The following is a 19,766-nucleotide window of genomic DNA, read 5'->3' on the forward strand; positions in this document are numbered from 1 at the left end:
TGCTTGCTCACGCCATACCCGCCCCGCATCCGGCCACACCCGCGCCGCGCCTCGTACCGTAGATCGCATGACCGAACGCGTGGTGATCATCGGAGCGGATGCGACCGGTATGGCGGCCGCCTCCCAGGCCCGCAGGATGAAAAGTGCCGCCGAACTGGAGATCGTGGTGTTCGAGCGCGGGCATTTCACCTCGTATTCCGCCTGCGGCATCCCGTACTGGGTGGGCGGCGACGTCGACTCGCGTGACGATCTCATCGCGCGCACTCCCGCCGAGCACCGGGCGCGCGACATCGACCTGCGGTTGCGCACCGAGGTGGTGGAACTCGACGTTCCCGGGCGGCGGGTGCTGGTTCGCGAACTGGACGGCGGCGGCGAAACCTGGTGGGGCTACGACAAACTCGTGCTCGCCACCGGCGCCACGCCGATCCGCCCGCCGATGCCCGGAATCGACGCCGCCGGGGTGCACGGCGTGCAGACCCTCGACGACGGGCAGGCGCTCATCGACACCCTGGACACCCTCGACGCGAAAGCCGAGCGGTCGGCGGTGGTGGTCGGCGCGGGCTACATCGGGGTGGAGATCGCCGAGGCGCTGATCAATCGCGGGTACCGGGTGACCATGCTGACCCGGAGCTCGCAGCCCATGTCCACCCTCGATCCGGATATGGGTGAGCTCATCCGGAAGGCCATGGAGGGCATGGGGATTCGCGTCGTCACCGACGCCGAGGTCACCGCCGTCCACACCGGCGACGACGGTCGCGCGCGCAGCGTCGCCACCTCGGATGCCGAATATCCGGCCGACGTGGTCGTTCTCGGCATCGGCGTGCGACCGGCCACCGACCTCGCCGCGGCCGCCGGGCTGCCGCTCGGGCCGCACGGCGGTCTGGTGACCGACCTCGCCATGCGGGTGCGCGGCCACGAGAACATCTGGGCCGGAGGCGATTGCGTAGAGGTGCTGGACCTGGTGTCCGGGTCCCTGCGGCACATCCCGCTGGGTACGCACGCCAACAAGCACGGCCAGATCATCGGCTCCGGCGTCGGCGGCGACTACGCGACCTTCCCCGGCGTGGTCGGCACCGCGGTCAGCAAGGTCTGCGATCTCGAGGTGGCCCGAACCGGCCTGCTGGAGAAGGACGCTCGCGAGGCGGGCCTGCAGTACGTCACCGTCACCATCGAATCCACCAGCCGCTCGGGCTATTACCCGGGCGCCGCGCTCATGACGGTGAAGATGCTCGCCGAACGCCGCACCGGCCGTGTCCTGGGCGTCCAGATCGTGGGGCGGGAGGGTGCGGGCAAGCGCATCGACATCGCGGCCGTGGCCCTCACCGCGCGCATGACCGCCGACCAGATGATCGCCCTCGATCTCGGGTACGCCCCGCCGTTCTCCCCGGTGTGGGATCCGGTGCTGGTGGCCGCCCGCAAGGCCGCCATGGCGGTGCGCAAGGACCAGTTCGTGCGCTGAGGCTCGAAAATGCGTAACCGATGCGTTACGCTTTCGGGGTGGATGAGGTTGCCGCCGCGATCGCCGACCCGGTACGCCGGGAGATCCTGCTCGCCCTGCACGCGGGCACGCTCACCGCGGGCGATATCGCCGAGCTGTTCCCGATCAGCCGCCCGGCGGTGAGCAGGCACCTGCGGGTGCTGCGCGAATCCGGGCTGGTTCGCGACGAACTCGTCGGCAGGCAGCGCTTCTACCACCTGGAGGCCGGGCCGCTGCGCGAGATCGCGGACTGGCTGGCGCAATTCGAGTCGCATCGCGGCTGGGAGGCGCACTTGGACGCATTGGAGACCGAGGTCTACCGGACCCGGCGTGAACGCCGCACCCGCCCGGCCGGACCCGGCAGCGCAAAGGAGAACACCGCATGACCCCCACCCCCGCCGGACGCCTGCTCGGCACCGCCACCGGCCGCGACCTGATTCTGACCCGCCACTTCCGCGCCCCCATCGCCGACGTGTGGGACAGCCTCACCGAATCCGAGCGCAGCGCACGCTGGTTCGGACCCTGGAAGGGCGAGTCCGGGACCGGCCGGACCATCCAGGTGCAGATGAGCTTCGAAGAGACACAACCGTGGATGGATATGCACATCGACGTCTGCGAGCCGCCACGCCGGCTCGGCCTGTCCGCGGTCGACGAGTGGGGCAGCTGGGTACTGGAGGTGACGCTCACCGAGGACGCCTCCGGCACCGAACTCGTCTTCACCCACCACCTGACCCCCGACGTCGACGTCTCCAGCGTCGGCCCCGGCTGGGAGTACTACCTGGACAACTGGGTCGCCGCCTTCGACGACGACCCACTGCCCGCCTTCGACGACTACTACCCCTCGATGAAGCCCTACTACGAGGAGCTCGCCGCCGCCTCCGGCACGACCGAGTAACGGACACAGGCGAAGTCGCCGTTGTGCGCCACCTCCTCTGTCTTCAGTTCCAGGCGGCGGGGAAGCAGCGGCGCACCCGCGCCCAGGGTGACCGGCGCGATCGAGACGATGATCTCGTCGAGCAAGCCGTGATCGGCGAACTGGCCCACCAGCTCCCCGCCGCCCATGATCCAGAGATCCTTCCCGGCGGCCGCCTCGGCCATCTCCTTGTGCACCGCGTCCACCGGTCCGGTGGTGAAGCGGATGTCGCGGCCGTCGTCGAATGACGGGAACTCCCGATGGGTGAACACCCAGGTGGGGATGTCGAAAGCCCAGGGCCCCGGATCGTTGTCGATAACCCACTGATAGGTGCTCGCGCCCATGGCGATCGCCCCCGCGTTCGCCGTGAAATGATTGAGACCCAGCGGGCCGTCGGGATCGGCGTGCCGCGACAGCAGCCAGTCCAGCTTGTGATCGGGTGTCGCGAGGAACCCGTCCAGGCTGGTGGCGGTGTGGTAGACGGTCCTGAAGGTCATGTCAGCCTCTCTTGCGGAGCCAGTCGATGGGATCGCCCGGATCGAGTTCGGTTGCCGTGGTGGCGTTTTCGGAATAGAGCCAATAGCGCGCCAGATGTCTGCGGTGCGCGGAGTAGCTCAGGACATGGGCGATGACGCTGCCGATGTGGAAACTCTCCGGCGGCTCGCACAGCGCGTCGATCAGGGTGTCGTCCCAGCCGCCGCGCAATTCCAGATCGCGCACGGTGTCGAGCCACCGCACCGCGACCCGGTCGTGGCGGCGCACCAGATCGGCCACGGTGTCGGCTTTGTCGTCCGGCATGTTCTCGCCGTGGATGGCGGCCAGCCAGACCTCCTTGGTCTCGATGTGATGAGCCAGGATCGACGCGATGGAATCCTCGGTGCCGCGGAAGGATTCGACCATGAACCCGTCGACCCTGGTGCGGCGGTACTGCTCGTCGGTGAGTTTCGCTGCGGCGTCGAGTAATTCGCGGGTGTCCTCGATATCGTGGTGCACCAGCAGGGTGGTTGGATCCATACCCGTCTGTCCTTTCGGTGCGTTCTCCACCCACAGCGACATGGGCGGATGGAAGTGGATGCCATTGCTCGCGGGCAGCCATCGGCGGCGTGCGTCCTCGGTGGTGGCGCTCGGCGGATGCCCGAAGGCCCTGCCGAACGCCCGGCTGAAACCCTCCACCGAGTCGTACCCGGCCGCGAACGCGACATCGGTCACCGAGGTCCCGGTCGACAGTTCCCACGCCGCGCGTTCGAGCAGCACCCGCCGCTTCAGCGCCACCGGGGACTCACCGGTGCCGCGCGAGAACTGCCGGGTGAAGTGGAACGGCGACACGTACGCGTCCGCCGCCATCTCACCCAGTGTGGTGTTGTCCTCGCGCAGGACCGCGTCGAGCAGTTCCCGCAGTCGATCTCGTCCGTTCCTGGCCACATGACTACTCTGTCAAACCGCGCGGACCCGGCGCTTGACCGTTCTTGCTCACCTGATTCGACCTGTTCGCCCCATTCGGGCAATCGCGCTGATGCGGACGTGACCGGGCGGTTCTACAGTCGGTGGACCAGGAAGCGGGAGGACAGGATTCGAGATGCGCATCGAACAGGTATCGGACTCGGTGTATGCCGTACGCGGCACCAACGTCAACTGGGGGCTGGTGAGCGACGGGTCGGGGGTGACCGTGATCGATGCCGGATATCCCGCGGATTCCGCGGATCTGCTGAAATCGGTGCGCGAGATCGGTCATCAGCTCGCCGATGTCGCGGCCGTGCTGCTCACCCATGCGCACCTCGACCACATGGGCGGCATTCCGGCGCTGGTCGAGGCCACCGGGGTGCCGGTGTACACCGGCGCGGAGGAGGCCCCGCACGCCCGGCGCGAATTCCAGCAGCAGATCACGCCGCCGGAGATGGCCGGACTGCTCGGCAGCCTGCGCGGGGCGAAATGGGTGGCGCAGACCGCGTGGGCGGTGAAATGGCATGTGGGCATGAGCATTCCGTCCGCGACCGCCGGGGACGCGCAGACGCTGGCGCAACTGCCCGGCGGGCTGGTGGCCATTCCGACGCACGGGCACACGGTCGGGCACACGGCCTATCTGATGCCCGCCGAGGGCGTGCTGTTCAGCGGCGACACCCTGGTCAGCGGGCATCCGATCGTGCGAGAGCAGGGTCCGCAGGTGCTGCCGACCGTCTTCAACCACGATGAGCAGGCCACCCGCGCCGCCGCCCGCTCACTGGCCGCCTATGACGCCGAGGTGCTGGTGCCCGGACACGGCGACGTCGTGCGGGAGAAGGTGTCCGTGCTCGCGAATTCGCTGCTGCAGGATCGCGATTCGCGATAGCCCCGCAGCCGCGCCGACCTTGACGCGGGTCGGCCGGCGCGGTGGTGGGTCGCTAGTTCACGACCTGCACGATATCTCCGGGTGACAGGTGGTAGAAGGTGCGCTCCGCACCCACCGGCGTCATCCGGATACAGCCGTGCGACTGCTCCTCGGTGGGGCCGATGTGGGTCGCGATATCGCCGTTGAAGAACACCGCCCACTTCATCGGCACATGGTGCAGGGTGCTCCAGTGGTCCTCGCGTTTGAACGCGACCCGGAAGGTGCCGGGCGGTGTTTCGTAGCCGGGCCGGCCGTGCGACATGACATCCGGCCCGTAGACGACCTTGCCGCCGTCCTCCATCAGCCACATCTCATTGGTCGACAGCCGCAGGCACAGCCTGGTCTCGGCCGAGCAGGGCGCGATCACCGGGGCGATCGGGGAGGGGATCAAGGGTGGGACGCCCGGGATATCGGGGCCGCCCGGCCACAAGGGATCCGCCTGCGCGGGTATCGCCATGCCGAATCCGGCCGCCACGATCCCGGCCAGAACCGCCAGGCGTGCTCCCGTACGTGAATGTCTGCTTCCCATGACGCATCCAGCCTCTCGCCACCGACACCATCTCGGATGGCCGAGCTGTGTGCCGTCTGTATCGAAGGGAACCGTCGGTTGTGCCACACTCCGGAGACAATCAATGATACTGTCCGACACGTTTTTTCGCGTTCATTCGGAGTTCGTGTCCGATCTTTGTGTCGAGATCATGACCCGATGGCACTCCAGCGCCGCGATCACGGCGCACAGCGCGGCCAGCCCGGCGGCGGCGATGCGGAAGTACTGGCCGGTCACGAACTCGGCTGCTGCCCGGTCGATCTCCGCGGCCGTATGCTCGTCCCGGTCGTCGAACAGGATCGACGCCCGCGGCCACAGATACAGGATCGACAGCAGGAACTGGCCGCTGATCAGGGCCGTCAGCGACCCGGCCAGCCAGCGCCGCGCGACCCGGTACCGCAGCGCCGCGACCGCCGCGACCAGCGCGCACAGCGTCATGGCCGCGCCGAGCGGGCGCATGACATCGCCGACCGCGATCACGCTCATGAACTCCTGCGCCTGCACCAGCGATTCCGGGACCTGCCGGAAGATATTCGGATACAGCAGCCAGGTCTCGGCCACGGTGGCCGAGAAGACGAAGAAGGCGACCGTCGCGTAGCCGCCGATCAGAGCGGTGGGGATTCGATAGTTCACGGCGGCGACGCTAGCCGTGGCCGCCCGGCCGGGACGTCCGCCCAGCAGCGCTGATCCTGTCGCTTCAGGGCGTCGTCGATCGCGCCGAGAGTTCCCACGATGTGTCGCTTCCCGAGGACGTCGACCGCGCCGAGAGGCTCGTGGCATGTCGCTTCCGGGTGACCCGTGACTACGTCGGGAAGCGACATCGGTCCCAGCCTCCGGCCGGATGCCCGGCACGGGCCGGGTTCGTATCATGGCCGTATGTCTGTCCGGGCGCGTTCACGGCGGCCGCTCGAGATTTCGCCCCGGTCGGCGGATGCGCTGCTGGGCGCGGGCTTCGCCGTGGCGCTCGCACTGATCATCGCGCTCGGGCTCGGCAACCGGGCGGCGGATCCGCTCGCCTATGTGTTCGCCGCCGGATTCGGCGCGCTTGTGCTGATCCGTCGGCGTCATCCGCTGGCGGTGCTGTGCGCCACCATCGCGGGCATATTCGGGTACTACACGCTGGAGTATCCACCCCTCGGAGTGGCGGTGCCGCTGCTGGCTGCCCTGTTCGCCGCCGCCGACGCGGGGCGGCTGGGCTGGGCGGTCGCGGGCGCGGCGCTGGTGTGCGCTGTGGCACTGTGGTTTCGGCTCCATGAGGGCGAGGCCGCGGGGTATCTCGTGGGGTACGAGGGGGTTTCGAACCTGGCCCTGATCGTGACGGCGCTCGCGCTCGGATCGCTGGTGCGCTCACGCCGCCTCCGCGCCGCACAGCAGGCCGAAATCGACCGTCTCACAGGGGAACAGGCCGAACGACAGGCGGAACTGCGGGTCCGTACCGAACGCGAGCGGCTCTCGCGCGACCTGCACGACACCGTGGGACACATGATGGCGGTCATTACCGTGCAAGCCGGTGTGGCCGCCGAGGCCATCGGGCGCGACGACGATGCGGCGCGCACCGCCGTCGGCCACATTCTCGACACCGGCCGGCGGTCGCTGCGCGAGGTGCGCGGCCTGGTCCGCGTGCTGCGCGCCGACGAGACCGATCCCGACGGCGGCCGGGTGCACTCTCTGGCCGAGGTGCCCGAACTGGTCGGGGCCGCACGGAAAGCCGGCGTGGACGTGCGATTCGAGCCGGGTTCTGTGGCGGGCCGTGCGCTGCCGTCGCAGGTGGAGGCCGCCGCCTACCGCATCGTGCAGGAATCGCTCACCAATATCGTTCGCCACGCGCACGCCACCCGCGCGTGCGTCAGCACCGCGATCGAGGACGGCGCACTGCATGTCGCCGTCACCGACAACGGCGCGGGATCACCTGCGCCACCGGGTGATTCGGCCCGGAACGGGCTCGCGGGCATGCGTGAACGGGTGCGGCTGCTGGGCGGGACGCTCACCGCCGGACCGGCCGACGGAACCGGATTCGCCGTGCGCGCCCGCATTCCGCTCGAGGTGACCGAATGATCCGTGTCGTGGTCGTCGACGATCAGGAACTCGTACGCACCGGCCTGCGCGCCCTCGCCGAGCGCGACGGCGACATCACCGTCGTCGCGGAGGCCGACAACGGTGCGAACGGCGTTGCGGTGGTGCGGCATTGGCTGCCCGACGTGGTGCTGATGGATATCCGCATGCCCGGCACCGACGGCATCGAGGCGACCCGGCGGATCGTCGCGGATCCCGCGCTGGCCGGTACCCGGGTCGCGGTGCTCACGACCTTCGACGAGGACGAGAACATCCTCGGCGCGATCCGTGCGGGCGCGTCGGGTTATCTGCTCAAAGACCTCAGCCCCGAACAGCTCCGGACCGCGATCCGCACCGTCGCCCACGGTGACGCCCTGCTCGCGCCGACCGTCACCCGCACCCTGCTCGACCGGGTGGCCCGCGAATCCGGGCGCACCCGGCCCGAACTGATCGCGGGCCTGACCCCGCGCGAACGCGACGTGCTGGCCCGAATCGGCCTGGGGGAGACCAACACCGAGATCGGGGCCGGGCTGCACATCAGCCCGGCCACCGCCCGCACCTATGTGAGCCGGTTGCTCGCCACCCTGCAGGCGCGCGATCGCGCCCAGCTGGTCGTACTCGCCTACGAATCCGGGCTGGTCCGGCCGGGGCGCTGATCCGGTCACGCGCCGCGCAGATGGAAGTCCCGGTCGTCCGGTGCGGCGAGCATGGATTCCATGGTGGCGCGGTCGAACGGCAGCAGATCGATGCTGCCGCCCTCGGTGAAGTACCAGGAATTGCACCCGGTGTTCCACACCGTGGGCCCCAGCGCCTCGGTGACCTCGGCCTCGAAACGCTCGGTCGCGGCCTCGGTGACCTCGACGGTGTCGAATTCCCCCGCACGCCAGCGCGTGATCCACGCGGTGATGTACTTCGCGGTCACCTCGGCGGCGTGATGCAGCGGAATCGATCCGGTGGGGGAGTTGGGCCCGAGCACCGTGAACAGGTTCGGGAATCCCGGAATCGCGGTCATGCGGTAGGCGCGCGGCCCCTTGGCCCAGGCGTCGTCGATCGACAGGCCCTCGCGTCCCACGAGATTCATCGGCCGCATGTAGTTGTGCGCCTTGAATCCGGTGGCGAACACGATGGTGTCCACCTCGTGGTGGCAGCCGTCGGCGGTGCGGATACCCGTGGGCGTCACCGCCTCGATACCGGTGGTCACCAGCTCGGCATTGCGGGCCTTCAGCGCGCGATAGTAGCTGCCGGACAACACCTGTCGTTTGCACAGCGGCTGATAGTCGGGCGTCAACTGCTCGCGCAGTTCCGGGTTGCGCACCTGCGCCCGCAAACTCAGCTTGGCGTACTCCTGCACCGCGCGCCGCCGCCAGCTCGGCCGGGTGACGACATCGGTGAAGACCCGCGCCCCCGTCATACCCGCCTGGTAGAGCGCCTGATTCACCTGCGGCAGCCGATTCAGCACCGCGCCGACGACCCCCGGCTGCGGCAGCCACATCGGGGCCCAGATCACCCACTGCGGGCTGCGCACGAAATGCGTGATCGACGTGGCCTTCGGCTGCAGGGCCGAAACCACCTGCACGCCGGTGGATCCGGTGCCGATCACGGCGATCCTGCGGCCCTCGGTGCGCACGGCGTCATCCCAGCGGGCGGTGTGCACGACATCCCCGGTGAACTCCGCCAGCCCCGGAATATCGGGCATGGCGGGATGATGCAGCACCCCGGTCGCGGCGATGACGAAATCGGCGTCGTACACGGTCCCGTCACCCGTCTCGACCCGCCAGCGATTCTCGTCGAACTCCGCCGACACGACCTCGGAATTCAGCCGCACATGCGGTCGCAGCCCGTACTGCTCGGCCACCCCGGCGAGGTATTGCTGAATCTCGGGGCCGGGCGCGAACACGTGAGACCAGTCCGGCTTGGGCGCGAACCCGAACTGATACAGCTGCGACGGCACATCACAGGTCAGCCCCGGGTACCGGTTCCAATGCCACACCCCGCCGAAGTCGGACCCCTTCTCCAGGATCACGAAGTCATGAAACCCGTTGCGCTGCAGAGTAATCGCACTCGCGATCCCGGACACCCCGGCACCGATGATCACAATGCGCGGTTCCCGAGACGTGGTCATCGGCCACTCTCCCGCGCCGAACCGCACCCGATCATGCCCAACCTCCTTGTTGGATACCGTCAGTATTCGAATACTGACGGTATTGGCGGGCTGTGTGCCTGTCAAGCTCGGCACCTGGATGCCGGAGGGGGGCCCGAGTGCCGGGTGGGCGGCCGTGCGGCAGCCCACCCGGTGAATCATTCAGCGGGACTTCACCATTCGACCGGAAGCGTGGTGATGCCGTACACCATGGCGTCCTCCTTGAACGAGATCTGATCGATCGTCGTGGCCAGGCGCAGGGTCGGGACGCGGCGGAACAGCGTCTGCAGGGTGATGCCCAGCTCGAGGCGGGCCAGCTGCAAACCGATGCAATTGTGCCGACCGGCGCCGAAAGCCAGGTGCTGGGCGGCATTCGGCCGGGTGACGTCGATCGTCTCCGGGTCGGGGAACGTCTCCGGATTCCAGTTCGCCGCACCGATATCGAAGATGATGCCGTCGCCCTCGCGAATGGTCTCGCCCGCGATCTCGATATCGGCGGCCGCGACCCGGCGCAAACCGGTGTGCGTGATGCTCATGTAGCGCACCAGCTCGTCCAGCGCGGAGGACAGCAGCTTGGGATCGTCGATATCGCGGAGCAGGGCCAGCTGCTCGGGACGTTCCAGCAGGGCCAGGACGCTGAGGCCGATCATGTTCGCGGTGGTCTCGTGCCCGGCCGCCAGGAAGCCGACGGCCTGCAGCGCGGCCTCCCACGACTGGAGCTCACCCGCCCGCACCAGCTCGGCCATATCGGAGATCATGTCCTCGCCCGGATTCTCCAGCTTGCTCTCGAGCAGTTTGTTCAGGTACCCGAGCATTTCGATGGTGATCTGCTGGGCTTCCTCGAGCGAGGTGTTGCTGTCGAAGCCGATCTCGGTGCTGCGCTGGAAGTACTCGTGATCCTCGTACGGCACGCCCAGCAGTTCACAGATCACCAGGGACGGCACCGGCAGGCCCAGCGCGCGCACCAGATCGACCGAATCGCCCGCGGCGAGCATCTCGTCGATGCGCTCGTCGACGGCCTTCTGGACCAGCGGCCGCAGTAGCTCCAGACGTTTGGGCGTGAACGGCTTGGCCAGCATGCGGCGGAAGCGCGCGTGTTCCGCGCCGTCGGTGTTGAACATGGTGCGCGGGCTCAGTTCGGCGAGCGCCTTCATCGCCGGACTGATGTACGGGAAGTTCGGATGCTTGTTGTCGAGGTGGACGTTCGGGTCGGGGAACAGCGCACGCAGCTCCTCGTAGCCGGTGACCAGCCACGCCACCTTGTCCTCCCAGGTGCGGACCTTGGAAATCGGTCCGGCGGCGGCGATTTCGCGCACCTGCGGCGCCGGCGCGAACGGGCAGGCCGCCGCGCGGGGCATGGGGTAGAACGGCGTCTCGGTGGATGTTTCGGTCATGGGTCATTCCTCGATCTGAATTGCTTGGGCCGGGCAGAATCTCGCTGCGGTGCGCACGGCGTCGGAGTGCTCGGCCGCGGGGCTCGCGTCGAGGAGTAGAACGAGCCCGTCGTCATCCCCCTGATCGAAAACCCCCGGCGCATGTACGGTGCAGTGCCCCGACGCGATGCACATGTCTTGGCTGACAGCCACTTTCATAGACGAACTTGATCTCCCGTGCGTACCTGTTGCCGCACCGAACATACCCCGCGCCGGGACAACTGTCAGAGACGCTTGTCTGAAAACTGGGTCGCGGCCGGTTGTTTCAAGCGCCCGAACAACCAGTAGCCGGGCGAGCGCGGGTCGTCACCGGTCAGGAAGTCGAGCACGCCCGCGGTCAGCTCCGCGGCATCGATGATCCCGTTGCCATCGGTGTCGGTCGCGGTGAACAGCGCATCCGTCTCCGGTTCGTCGATTCCCAATCCCCGCGTCACGGACCGGAATTGCGATCGGGAGATCCCCCGGCTGTTGTCACCGAGCAGTTGCATCACCGAGCTGACGAGCCGGGATGCGCTGTCGGACACCGCATCAGGTATCCGGGTCGCGGGCCGGACGAACTCGTGCAGGTCGATGCTGCCGTCGCCGTCGAGGTCGTAGTGGCGGACGAGCTCACGGGCGAGCCGCTCGTAGTTCTCGCGCAGCCGGACCGCGCACGGATCTCCGAGCGGGCGTCCGAAGGACTGCGTGAGCCGCATCGCGTGCACGCGGAAGTCATCGAGGCCGATGCGGCCGTTCCCGGTGGCGTCGAGCACCCGGAACCGGAGTTCGTGGGCATCGAATCGCGTTTCCCGGCAGGCGGTTTCGCGGGAAACGGCGGTGATCAGATCGGTGGCCCAGCGGGTGGCCTCCGGTGCGGCGGGTTCCACCAGGGCCATATGGTCGAGGGCGTCGAATTCGTGGAAGAACACATTCGTGCCGCAGTCGGCGAGCGCGCGGGTGAAATCCCGGCCGTGCTCGACCGGGAACACCGGATCGGCTCCGCCCGCGCAAAGGAACAGCGGCCGATCGTATTTCGTGGCCGGCGGGCTGGTCGACTCCAAGGCTTCGACCAGGGGTTGCCAGGCCGCGATGCCGGTGAATCCGGCCTCGTCATTGGTGAGCGCGGCGCACCGGGTGAGTAATTCCTTCATCGATTCGTGGCGGGCCGTGCGCAGCAGTGCTCGCCCCTGCTTTTCCAGTGGTTCGTCCGGTGTGAATGCGGGTCGCCGGACCTGCAAGCCCGCCAGAATCGCCGGAATGAGCGCATTGACGGGCATAGCGCCGTCGGCGGTGTGGTCACGGACGAAATCGAGGAATCGCACGGGAGGGGCGAGCGAAACCGTGCCCAGCAGATCCAGTTCCGGTGCGTAGGCGGTGCACAGCGCCGCCGCATACAGGGCCCCGTGCCCGCCCTGGGAGAAACCCGCGATCACCGTCCGGTTATCGGCGGCCACGTCCATATCGTGCACGGCCAGCACGATGTCGATGATGTCGTCGGCGATGGCCTCGCCGTCCAGGTAGGGGTGCGGTTCGCTGGTGCCCAAACCCTCGTAATCGGTTGCGGTGACGATATATCCGGCCGCGAGCCAGTGCCGCAGATGCCGTCGCTCCGCCGAGCACAGGCCCACCTTCGACGGGGCGTTGTGCTCGTTGATGCCCACCGTGCAGTGCGCCCAGCTCAGCACCGGCGCGGACGAGGCGGTGGAGTCGGGCAGGAACACCGAACCGCTCACCGCGCGCTTACCGCCCGTGAAAACGGGGGCGACGTATTCGATGCGGAATCCCCGGCGGGTGCCCTCCGGCCAGAATTTCTCGGGGAGCGGATTCACCGTGAGCAGGGTGCCGTGCGCGATATCGGTGCAATCGAGAACTGCGGTCACATCCACCTCCGGAACGCCGGAAATTCGGGAACGCGGTGTTCAACGAGCTGTGCACGAGCATAGAGCACCGTTCAGATCGGGACGCGCAGGCGTTCCAGTCCGTCGAGAATGAGGTCCAGCCCGAATTCGAATTCGGTCTGGTCGTCGCACCAGCCCAGCATCGCGCCGGCGTCCTCGGCGTGGGCCTCGTCGGCGTTCATCATGCCGGTGATGTTCGGGAAGCGGTCGGCCATGGAATTCAGCAGCGCCGCGGCCTCGTCCTCGCTCTGATCCGTCGGCGGCTGGAACAGTTCCTGGGTGAAACCGAGCGCGCGGCTGCCGAGGGCGTGCATGGCGTGATGGGCGAGGTCGAAGGAGAAGCCACCGGTGCGCAGCAGCCCGATCACCGAGTCGAAGTAGGCGATCACCGACAGTGTCATGGGGGAGCGTGAGCCGATCAGGCCCGGCGCCCAGGGGTGGCGCAGCAGCACCTGGCGGGCGGTCAGAATGCGTTCGCGCAGTACGGTTTTCCATTCCTCCGGCGACTGCGCCGCCAGGTGCGCGACCTCCTGGTTGATGGTGTCGAGCACGAGTTCGACCATGCCGTCGAGCAATTCGGCCTTGTTCTTGACGTGGTAGTAGAGCGACATGGCCTCGACGCCGAGGTCGGTGGCGACATTGCGCATGGTGACCGCCTCGACTCCGTCCCGGTCGGCCCGGGTGGCGGCGGCTCGCAGGATCTGCTCCCGGCTCAGGCGGGGTCGTTGGTCGGTGGTGGCCATGACAGTCAAATTTACCGTACGCGGTAAGGCGCGCGGGTCTTGACAGCCTTACGTCGTAATGCTTCCCTTACAACATAAGACTTACAACGTAAGGGGAGTGGCTGGACATGTGGATCTGGATAGCCGTCATCGTGGGAACACCGCTCGGGGCGGGCCTGGCCTGGATGCTGTTCCTGATGGTCGTGATGCGCGCGGGCTACGCGCCGGGCATCGCCGTGGTGCGCCGGTTCAACCGGAACGTCACCAACCGGCGGGTGCTGAAGACCGCCGGGCAACCCGGGGCCGCCGCCTCGGTCATCCGGCATGTCGGGCGGTCGAGCGGGAAGGCCTACGCCACCCCCGTCGGGATCACCGAGGCCGGTGAGGACTTCCTCATCTCGCTGCCCTACGGGACCGACCCCGACTGGCTGCGGAACGTGCGCGCCGCCGGAACCGCGAAGGTGACCCACGAGGGCATCACCTATCTCGTCAGCGAACCCGAACTCGTGGATACCGCTTCGGTCGCGCGCTACCAGTCGCTGTCCGAGCGCATCGGCTGGTGGGTCTTCGGAGTCGATCACGTGCTGCGCCTGCGCAGGACGCCCGTCGCGCCGTGACCGTCCCGAACCGACGAAGAGAAGGAAAGAGTATGAGCCAGTACGCCATTCACGCCGAAGGGCTGTGCAAGCGGTTCGGCGACCACGCCGCCGTCGACGGCGTCGATCTGACAGTTCCCGAAGGCGGCGTCTACGGATTCCTCGGCCCCAACGGAGCGGGCAAGACCACCACCATCCGCATGCTCGCCACCCTCATCCGGCCCACCTCCGGACGGGCGCGCGTCTTCGGGCACGACCTCGTCGAGGACACCGAGGCCGTGCGCGAATGCATCAGCCTCACCGGGCAATACGCCTCGGTGGACGAGGACCTCACCGGCATGGAGAACCTCGTGCTGATGGGACGGCTGCTCGGCCACCGCGGGCGGGCCGCCACCGAGCGGGCCCGGGAACTGCTGGCCGCGTTCGATCTCGAGGCCGCCGCCGACCGGCAGGCCAAACGGTACTCCGGCGGTATGCGGCGGCGTCTGGATATCGCCGCCAGCATCGTCGCCACGCCCGCGCTGCTGTTCCTCGACGAACCGACCACCGGACTCGACCCGCGCAGCCGCACCGAGGTATGGGAGGTTGTGCGGGCGCTGACCGACTGCGGCACAACGGTTCTGCTCACCACCCAGTACCTGGAGGAGGCGGACCGGCTGGCCGATCGGCTCGCGGTCATCGACCACGGCCGGATCATCGCCGAGGGCACGGTCGCCGAACTCAAGCAGACCGTCGGGGCCGGAGCGGTACGGGTCCGGCTCCGTGACCCGGCACAGGCCGCCGACGCGGAAACCATTCTGCGACAGGAGCTGAGCGCACCGGTGTATCGCGAAGACGACCCGGCCGCGCTGTCGGCACGGGTCGACGACGCCGGGCGTGCCGGGGCCGCGCTCACCGCACTCGCGCACGCGGGCATCGAGATCGGTGATTTCGGTGTCGGGCAGAGCAGTCTCGACGAAGTATTCCTGGCCCTCACCGGCCAGCCCGCCACCACCGATGCGCCCGAGGAGATTTCGGCATGAGCACCGCCACAGTCCACGCGGGGGACGCCCTCGCGCTGTCGAGCCACACCCGGCCCGCACGCCCGGCCGGCGCGACCACCGCGCTGGCCTTCGCCTGGCGGGCGGTGCTGCGCATCAAGCATGTGCCGGACCAGCTTTCGGATGTGACCGTCTTCCCGCTCATGATGCTGGTCATGTTCACCTACCTGTTCGGCGGCGCGCTGGCCGGGTCCACCGCGGACTACCTGCAGACGGTGCTGCCCGGCATCCTGGTGCTGACACTCACCATGACCACGCAGTCGACGGCGGTCGCACTCAACGCCGATATCGCCAAGGGGGTGTTCGATCGGTTCCGGTCACTGCCCATCTGGCAGCCCGCGCCGCTGGTCGGAGCGCTACTGGCCGATCTGGCCCGCTACGCGATCGCGGCCGCGGTGATCGTGGGTTCCGGTGTGCTGCTGGGCTTCCGGCCCGACGGCGGAATCGTCGGCCTGCTCGCGGGCGTGGGCGTGGTGCTTGCGTTCGCGTGGAGCCTGTCCTGGGTGTGGACGAGTCTGGGACTGCTGGCCCGCACACCCGAATCGGTGATGTTCCTGGCCATCCTGGTGACATTCCCGCTGACCTTCGTCAGCAATGTGTTCATCGATCCGGCGACGCTGCCCGGCTGGCTCGAGGCCTTCGTGGACGTCAACCCGATCACCCATGTGGTCAGTGCCGTGCGCGGACTGATGCACGGTGCGCCCGTCGCCGCCGAACTGGGCTGGGTGCTGCTCACCTGCGCGGTGCTGGTGGCCGTCTTCGGTCCGCTGACCATGCGGCTCTATCGCCGCGAACGCTGACATCAGGGTGGAACCGCCTGGCGCGCAACGCTATCGGCGTTGCGCGTCAGGGCGTGTCCAGCACGCTCGCGGGCACCCCGTACGGCAGGAACCGCACCCGGCGGCGCTCGTCGGTGTTGTCGCGGTGCGCGCGCAGCGCCTCGAGCTCGTTCGGGAACACCTGATCCACGCGGGCCGTGCCGTCCTCGTCGACGGTGTAGATGGCCCACACCCCGCTGCCCGTCTCACCGGTCGTCTCGCCCTCGGACTTGGGCGGGCGCGTGCGCTCGGGCTGCTGCACGAACTGCCCGAGCAACGACGCCAGCGTATTCACACTCGTGCGATCGATGTACTGGCCGGCCTTGCCGAGCAGATCACGAAACTCGTCGCCCGCCTCCCGCATCGCGCGCTCGAAATCCTCGGGATCGATCCCGAAAGGCCCATTGTTCGCCATCCCACCACTCCTGACGCCGGATTCGTCGCTACGCCCTCAGTCTCCTCGTCGAATCGGCGCCGCGCCACGTTCGATTCGCCCGCGTCGCGCCCGCGGTAGCCGCGGACGCGGTGTCAGTGCGCGAGATCGGCGAGACCGCCGTGCCGGTGCAGATGCCCGTCCGCGCCGAGCTCGATCACCGTGTCGATGCCGAGCCGGGCGAGGAACGGGTGATCGTGACTGACGACGAGGATCGCGCCGCGGTAGCCGGCGAGAGCCTCCACCAGCTGGTCGACACTGGCGATGTCGAGGTTGTTGGTGGGTTCGTCGAGGATGAGCAGCTGTGCGGGCGGATCGGCGAGCAGCAGCCGCGCCAGGCAGACCCGGAAACGCTCGCCGCCGGACAGGGTCGACACCGGGCGGTCGACGGTGTCGCCGCGCAACAGCAAGCGGGCCAGCTGATTTCGAATGGTGGCGGGCGGTGTCGCGGTCGCCACCGCGTGCACGTTGTCCAGCGCGCCGGCGTTCTCGTCCAAGCCGTCCAGGCGCTGGGGGAGATAGCCGACACGGTCGGTGCGCAGCGTGCCCGTCACCGCGACTCCGACCCGTGCGCCGGTGGCGGGACGCTGCGCGGCACCGGCGCTCAGCAGGTGTTCGAGCAGCGTCGTCTTGCCCGCGCCATTGGGACCCACCAGCGCGACGCGTTCCGGACCCTGGATGGTGACTGTGCGTGCGCCGTCGTGGAATTCGGCGATGCGACGGCCACGGGGCACATCCGGGTCGGGCAGCTGGAGATGGATGTGCTCCTCCTTGCGGACCCGGGATTCCGCGTCGTCGAGCATCTGCTGTGCGCCGCGGACCTTCGCGTCCATACCGGTGCGGAGCGCACCGGCGGACACCTGCGCACGGCTGGCGCGGTTGCCCGCCAGGATGCGCGGGATCCCGCCGTGCTGCTGGGTGGCGCGGGCGGTGCGTTCGCGGCGCGCCAGTTTGGTCTCGGCTTCGATGCGCTGGCGTTTCTCGGCCTTGAGGGTCTGCTCGGCGGTGCGGGCCGCCTGGGCGGCCGCGGCCTGCCGCTGTTCCAGGTCGTGCTTCCAGGCGCTGTAGGGGCCGCCGAAGACTTCCAGTGTGGCGGCATGCAATTCGGCGGTGCTGTCCATGTGTTCGAGCAGTTCCAGATCATGGCTGACGACGATCAGGGTGCCCGGCCAGGTGTCGACGAATCCGGTCAGCTGGGCGCGGGTGGCGCGATCGAGATTGTTGGTGGGTTCGTCGAGCAGGGTGATCGGCGTACGGCGGAGGCGCAGGCCGGTGATGGCGACCAGCATGGCCTGGCCGCCGGAGATCTCGCCGGTGCGGCGGCCCAGATCGGCGGCGGTGAAACCGATTTCGTGCAGCGCCTCATCGGCGCGGGCTTCGATGTCCCAGTCGTCGCCGACGATGTCGAAATGCCGTTCGTCGGTGTCGCCGGACTCGATGGCGCGCAGTGCGGACAGGGTGCGGTCGATGCCGAGCAGTGCGGCGATCGTGGTGTGCTGACCGAGGGTGAGGGTCTGCGGCAGGTATCCGACCTCGCCGCTGACCTCGACGCGGCCCGAGGTCGGGGTGAGCAGACCCGCGACCAGTCGCAGCAGCGTGGATTTCCCGGCCCCGTTGCGGCCCACGAGTCCCGTTCTGCCGGTGCTGAATACACCGGTGAGACCGGCGAGGGCCACGGTGCCGTCCGGCCATTCGAAGGTCAGGTCGCGCAGGGTGATGGGGGTGTTCGCAGAGGTAGGCATAGTTATCTCCTTGTGCCCGTGGCGGAGTGCGTGTCGTCGGGCCCGGATCGGGCCGCGCGGAGATCGCGGGGCCACACGAATCCACGGAGGGAACTCCGGAAGATGCGGGCCCGCAGGCGATTACCGCGTGAGAATGACGAAGGACCGGGCGACGGGCATCACACGGCCGCGCGCATGCGCGGTGAACAGTGCGTCACAACGGACGAACCGGCGATCCCGGGGCGCCGCCTTCGATGAGGCGGCTACAGTCTGTCGACCTCGATGAGCACCCGGCCACTCTACTCCGCATGCCTTTCCGAAGTCCGAGCGCGGTCGGATAGTCGCGCACCCGGAAACCGCCGAGGGACGCCAGGATCAGGCCGATGACCACTGCGGCCAGGGCCGAGAACACGCCGCCGGTCGCGAATCCGATACGCGCGCCGTACGTGTCGGTGATCCAGCCGATCAGCGGCGCGCCCAGCGGTGTGCCGCCGGTGAACACCATCATGTACAGCGCCATCACCCGGCCGCGCATGGCGGGGTCGGTGGCCATTTGAATGGAGGAGTTGGCGGTCACGTTCACCGTCAGCCCGAAGACGCCGATGGGCACCAGCATCAGTGCGAAGAGCCAGAAGGAAGGCGTCATCGCGGCCACGATCTCGAGGAAGCCGAAGAGGAACGCCGCGGTGATCAGCAGTCGCAGCCGGGTGGTGGCCCGGCGCGCCGCGATGAGGGCACCGGCCAGCGAACCGGCCGCCAGCAGCGAGTTGAGCAGACCGTAGGTGCTCGCACCCGAATGGAACACGGTGTCGGTGAAGGCCGTCAGCCAGATCGCGAAGTTGAAGCCGAAGGTGCCGATGAACCCGACCAGCACGATCGGCCACAGCAGTTCGGGGCGGCCCGCCACATAGCGCAATCCCGCACGCAGCTGCCCCTTTCCGCGTGGCGCGCGCTCCACCCGATGCAGTTCGGCGTGCCGCATGAGCAGCAGCGCCGCGATCGGAGCCAGGAACGACAGGCCGTTGAACAGGAAGGCGTAGCCACTGCCCACCGCGCCGATCAGCAGGCCCGCGACCGCCGGGCCGACCAGCCGCGCGGACTGGAAGTTGGCGGAATTCAAGCTCACCGCGTTCGCCAGTTGATCCGGGCCCACCATCTCGGCCACGAAGGCCTGGCGAGCCGGATTGTCGACGACGGTCACCAGCCCGAGCGCGAACGCGGTCGCGTATACGTGCCATACCTGCACGTGCCCGGTCAGTGTGAGCACGCCGAGCACCAGACCCGTTGTCCCCATGGCCGATTGGGTGAACAGCAACAGCGGCCGCTTCGGTAGCCGGTCCACGAGCACGCCACCGTAGAGCCCGAACAGCAGCATCGGCAGGAATTGCAGCGCGGTGGTGATGCCGACCGCGGCGGCCGAACCGGTGAGGCTCAGCACCAGCCAGTCCTGTGCGATGCGCTGCATCCAGGTGCCGGTATTGGAGACCACCTGGCCGGTGAAGAACAGCCGGTAGTTGCGAATCCGCAGCGAACTGAAGGTACCGCGCGGAGGGGAGGTGAGTGCGGGAGTATGTCGGTTCTCGGATGGGGTGGGCGCGACAACTCCCGGGCTCACAGATTCGCCTCCTACGA

The 19,766-nt window shown here is 68.3% G+C and carries 21 protein-coding genes; 9 read left to right on the forward strand and 12 right to left on the reverse strand.

Going from position 1 to position 19,766, the window contains the following annotated elements:
- The first annotated feature begins 67 nt into the window (after positions 1-67).
- Genes JK358_RS33685 through JK358_RS33695 form a run of 3 tightly spaced genes read left to right on the forward strand, consistent with a single transcriptional unit; the run spans position 68 to position 2,372 of the window.
- Positions 68-1,459 (forward strand): FAD-dependent oxidoreductase, encoded by a 1,392-nt coding sequence (locus tag JK358_RS33685; RefSeq protein WP_201955649.1) that lies wholly within the window; start codon positions 68-70, stop codon positions 1,457-1,459.
- A gap of 20 nt (positions 1,460-1,479) precedes the next feature.
- The gene (locus tag JK358_RS33690) at positions 1,480-1,863 is read left to right on the forward strand and encodes an ArsR/SmtB family transcription factor (protein ID WP_201955652.1); all 384 of its coding nucleotides are present in this window, start codon (positions 1,480-1,482) and stop codon (positions 1,861-1,863) included.
- A complete protein-coding gene (locus tag JK358_RS33695) occupies positions 1,860-2,372 on the forward strand; it encodes an SRPBCC family protein (RefSeq protein ID WP_201955655.1) in 513 nt (170 codons plus the stop codon). The genes JK358_RS33690 and JK358_RS33695 overlap by 4 nt, the downstream gene beginning before the upstream one ends.
- On the opposite strand, the gene JK358_RS33700 is transcribed toward JK358_RS33695, so the two are convergent.
- Positions 2,333-2,887, reverse strand: coding sequence for a dihydrofolate reductase family protein (locus JK358_RS33700; protein ID WP_201955657.1), 555 nt, complete (start codon positions 2,885-2,887; stop codon positions 2,333-2,335). The two genes, JK358_RS33695 and JK358_RS33700, sit on opposite strands and share 40 nt — an antisense overlap.
- 1 nt (position 2,888) lies before the next feature.
- On the reverse strand, positions 2,889-3,812 hold the full coding sequence (locus JK358_RS33705) for a helix-turn-helix domain-containing protein (protein ID WP_201955659.1): 924 nt from the start codon (positions 3,810-3,812) through the stop codon (positions 2,889-2,891).
- Between the two features lie 154 nt (positions 3,813-3,966).
- Between JK358_RS33705 and JK358_RS33710 the strand changes: the two genes are divergently transcribed.
- Positions 3,967-4,716: an MBL fold metallo-hydrolase gene (locus JK358_RS33710; protein WP_201955662.1), complete on the forward strand. Its 750-nt coding sequence runs from the start codon at positions 3,967-3,969 to the stop codon at positions 4,714-4,716.
- A gap of 52 nt (positions 4,717-4,768) precedes the next feature.
- Here the strand turns inward: JK358_RS33710 and JK358_RS33715 are convergent, their stop codons facing one another.
- Together JK358_RS33715 and JK358_RS33720 are read right to left on the reverse strand one after the other, a co-directional pair.
- Positions 4,769-5,284 (reverse strand): L,D-transpeptidase, encoded by a 516-nt coding sequence (locus JK358_RS33715; protein WP_201955665.1) that lies wholly within the window; start codon positions 5,282-5,284, stop codon positions 4,769-4,771.
- A gap of 132 nt (positions 5,285-5,416) precedes the next feature.
- Positions 5,417-5,935, reverse strand: coding sequence for a hypothetical protein (locus JK358_RS33720; protein ID WP_201955667.1), 519 nt, complete (start codon positions 5,933-5,935; stop codon positions 5,417-5,419).
- 243 nt (positions 5,936-6,178) lie between these two features.
- Between JK358_RS33720 and JK358_RS33725 the strand changes: the two genes are divergently transcribed.
- A complete protein-coding gene (locus JK358_RS33725) occupies positions 6,179-7,357 on the forward strand; it encodes a sensor histidine kinase (RefSeq protein WP_201955669.1) in 1,179 nt (392 codons plus the stop codon).
- Positions 7,354-8,010, forward strand: coding sequence for a response regulator (locus JK358_RS33730; protein ID WP_201955671.1), 657 nt, complete (start codon positions 7,354-7,356; stop codon positions 8,008-8,010). The genes JK358_RS33725 and JK358_RS33730 overlap by 4 nt, the downstream gene beginning before the upstream one ends.
- 5 nt (positions 8,011-8,015) lie before the next feature.
- Here the strand turns inward: JK358_RS33730 and JK358_RS33735 are convergent, their stop codons facing one another.
- The 5 genes from JK358_RS33735 to JK358_RS33755 form a co-directional block, all read right to left on the reverse strand.
- Positions 8,016-9,476 carry a flavin-containing monooxygenase gene (locus tag JK358_RS33735; protein WP_201955673.1) on the reverse strand — a complete coding sequence of 487 codons (1,461 nt, stop codon included), beginning with the start codon at positions 9,474-9,476 and terminating at the stop codon, positions 8,016-8,018.
- Positions 9,477-9,667: 191 nt separating this feature from the next.
- On the reverse strand, positions 9,668-10,888 hold the full coding sequence (locus JK358_RS33740; RefSeq protein WP_201955676.1) for a cytochrome P450: 1,221 nt from the start codon (positions 10,886-10,888) through the stop codon (positions 9,668-9,670).
- A gap of 3 nt (positions 10,889-10,891) precedes the next feature.
- Entirely contained in the window at positions 10,892-11,131 is a 240-nt protein-coding gene (locus JK358_RS33745) for a ferredoxin (protein ID WP_372440780.1), read from the reverse strand.
- 20 nt (positions 11,132-11,151) lie between these two features.
- Positions 11,152-12,786, reverse strand: coding sequence for a lipase family protein (locus JK358_RS33750; protein ID WP_201955682.1), 1,635 nt, complete (start codon positions 12,784-12,786; stop codon positions 11,152-11,154).
- Positions 12,787-12,857: 71 nt separating this feature from the next.
- Entirely contained in the window at positions 12,858-13,547 is a 690-nt protein-coding gene (locus JK358_RS33755) for a TetR/AcrR family transcriptional regulator C-terminal domain-containing protein (RefSeq protein ID WP_201955685.1), read from the reverse strand.
- Positions 13,548-13,654: 107 nt separating this feature from the next.
- Here JK358_RS33755 and JK358_RS33760 point away from each other — a divergent pair, with 107 nt between their 5' ends.
- From JK358_RS33760 to JK358_RS33770, 3 genes are read left to right on the forward strand one after another with little or no spacing between them, the layout of a single operon-like run.
- Positions 13,655-14,143: a nitroreductase family deazaflavin-dependent oxidoreductase gene (locus JK358_RS33760; protein ID WP_201955699.1), complete on the forward strand. Its 489-nt coding sequence runs from the start codon at positions 13,655-13,657 to the stop codon at positions 14,141-14,143.
- 32 nt (positions 14,144-14,175) lie between these two features.
- The gene (locus JK358_RS33765; RefSeq protein WP_201955727.1) at positions 14,176-15,144 is read left to right on the forward strand and encodes an ATP-binding cassette domain-containing protein; all 969 of its coding nucleotides are present in this window, start codon (positions 14,176-14,178) and stop codon (positions 15,142-15,144) included.
- The gene (locus JK358_RS33770; RefSeq protein WP_201955729.1) at positions 15,141-15,962 is read left to right on the forward strand and encodes an ABC transporter permease; all 822 of its coding nucleotides are present in this window, start codon (positions 15,141-15,143) and stop codon (positions 15,960-15,962) included. Before JK358_RS33765 ends, JK358_RS33770 begins: the two co-directional genes overlap by 4 nt.
- Positions 15,963-16,008: 46 nt before the next feature.
- Here the strand turns inward: JK358_RS33770 and JK358_RS33775 are convergent, their stop codons facing one another.
- The 3 genes from JK358_RS33775 to JK358_RS33785 all read right to left on the reverse strand — a co-directional run bounded on the left by JK358_RS33775 (position 16,009) and on the right by JK358_RS33785 (position 19,749).
- Entirely contained in the window at positions 16,009-16,395 is a 387-nt protein-coding gene (locus JK358_RS33775) for an Rv0313 family protein (RefSeq protein WP_201955731.1), read from the reverse strand.
- A 113-nt stretch (positions 16,396-16,508) separates the two neighbouring features.
- Positions 16,509-18,155 carry an ABC-F family ATP-binding cassette domain-containing protein gene (locus JK358_RS33780; protein ID WP_201955734.1) on the reverse strand — a complete coding sequence of 549 codons (1,647 nt, stop codon included), beginning with the start codon at positions 18,153-18,155 and terminating at the stop codon, positions 16,509-16,511.
- A 193-nt stretch (positions 18,156-18,348) separates the two neighbouring features.
- Complete coding sequence (locus JK358_RS33785; RefSeq protein WP_201955736.1) at positions 18,349-19,749, reverse strand: MFS transporter; 1,401 nt, start codon at positions 19,747-19,749, stop codon at positions 18,349-18,351.
- Between the last annotated feature and the right edge of the window lie 17 nt (positions 19,750-19,766).

This window comes from Nocardia acididurans, assembly GCF_016741815.1.
Classification (GTDB): Bacteria; Actinomycetota; Actinomycetes; order Mycobacteriales; family Mycobacteriaceae; genus Nocardia; species Nocardia acididurans.

Excerpts from the sequence above, each read along its gene's own strand:
- JK358_RS33685 (WP_201955649.1), top strand. The coding sequence starts at position 68 with ATGACCGAACGCGTGGTGATCATCGGAGCGGATGCGACCGGTATGGCG.
- JK358_RS33690 (WP_201955652.1), top strand. The coding sequence starts at position 1,480 with ATGCGTTACGCTTTCGGGGTGGATGAGGTTGCCGCCGCGATCGCCGAC.
- JK358_RS33695 (WP_201955655.1), top strand. The coding sequence starts at position 1,860 with ATGACCCCCACCCCCGCCGGACGCCTGCTCGGCACCGCCACCGGCCGC.
- JK358_RS33700 (WP_201955657.1), bottom strand. The coding sequence starts at position 2,887 with ATGACCTTCAGGACCGTCTACCACACCGCCACCAGCCTGGACGGGTTC.
- JK358_RS33710 (WP_201955662.1), top strand. The coding sequence starts at position 3,967 with ATGCGCATCGAACAGGTATCGGACTCGGTGTATGCCGTACGCGGCACC.
- JK358_RS33715 (WP_201955665.1), bottom strand. The coding sequence starts at position 5,284 with ATGGGAAGCAGACATTCACGTACGGGAGCACGCCTGGCGGTTCTGGCC.
- JK358_RS33725 (WP_201955669.1), top strand. The coding sequence starts at position 6,179 with ATGTCTGTCCGGGCGCGTTCACGGCGGCCGCTCGAGATTTCGCCCCGG.
- JK358_RS33730 (WP_201955671.1), top strand. The coding sequence starts at position 7,354 with ATGATCCGTGTCGTGGTCGTCGACGATCAGGAACTCGTACGCACCGGC.
- JK358_RS33735 (WP_201955673.1), bottom strand. The coding sequence starts at position 9,476 with ATGACCACGTCTCGGGAACCGCGCATTGTGATCATCGGTGCCGGGGTG.
- JK358_RS33740 (WP_201955676.1), bottom strand. The coding sequence starts at position 10,888 with ATGACCGAAACATCCACCGAGACGCCGTTCTACCCCATGCCCCGCGCG.
- JK358_RS33745 (WP_372440780.1), bottom strand. The coding sequence starts at position 11,131 with ATGTTCGGTGCGGCAACAGGTACGCACGGGAGATCAAGTTCGTCTATG.
- JK358_RS33755 (WP_201955685.1), bottom strand. The coding sequence starts at position 13,547 with ATGGCCACCACCGACCAACGACCCCGCCTGAGCCGGGAGCAGATCCTG.
- JK358_RS33760 (WP_201955699.1), top strand. The coding sequence starts at position 13,655 with ATGTGGATCTGGATAGCCGTCATCGTGGGAACACCGCTCGGGGCGGGC.
- JK358_RS33765 (WP_201955727.1), top strand. The coding sequence starts at position 14,176 with ATGAGCCAGTACGCCATTCACGCCGAAGGGCTGTGCAAGCGGTTCGGC.
- JK358_RS33770 (WP_201955729.1), top strand. The coding sequence starts at position 15,141 with ATGAGCACCGCCACAGTCCACGCGGGGGACGCCCTCGCGCTGTCGAGC.
- JK358_RS33775 (WP_201955731.1), bottom strand. The coding sequence starts at position 16,395 with ATGGCGAACAATGGGCCTTTCGGGATCGATCCCGAGGATTTCGAGCGC.
- JK358_RS33780 (WP_201955734.1), bottom strand. The coding sequence starts at position 18,155 with ATGCCTACCTCTGCGAACACCCCCATCACCCTGCGCGACCTGACCTTC.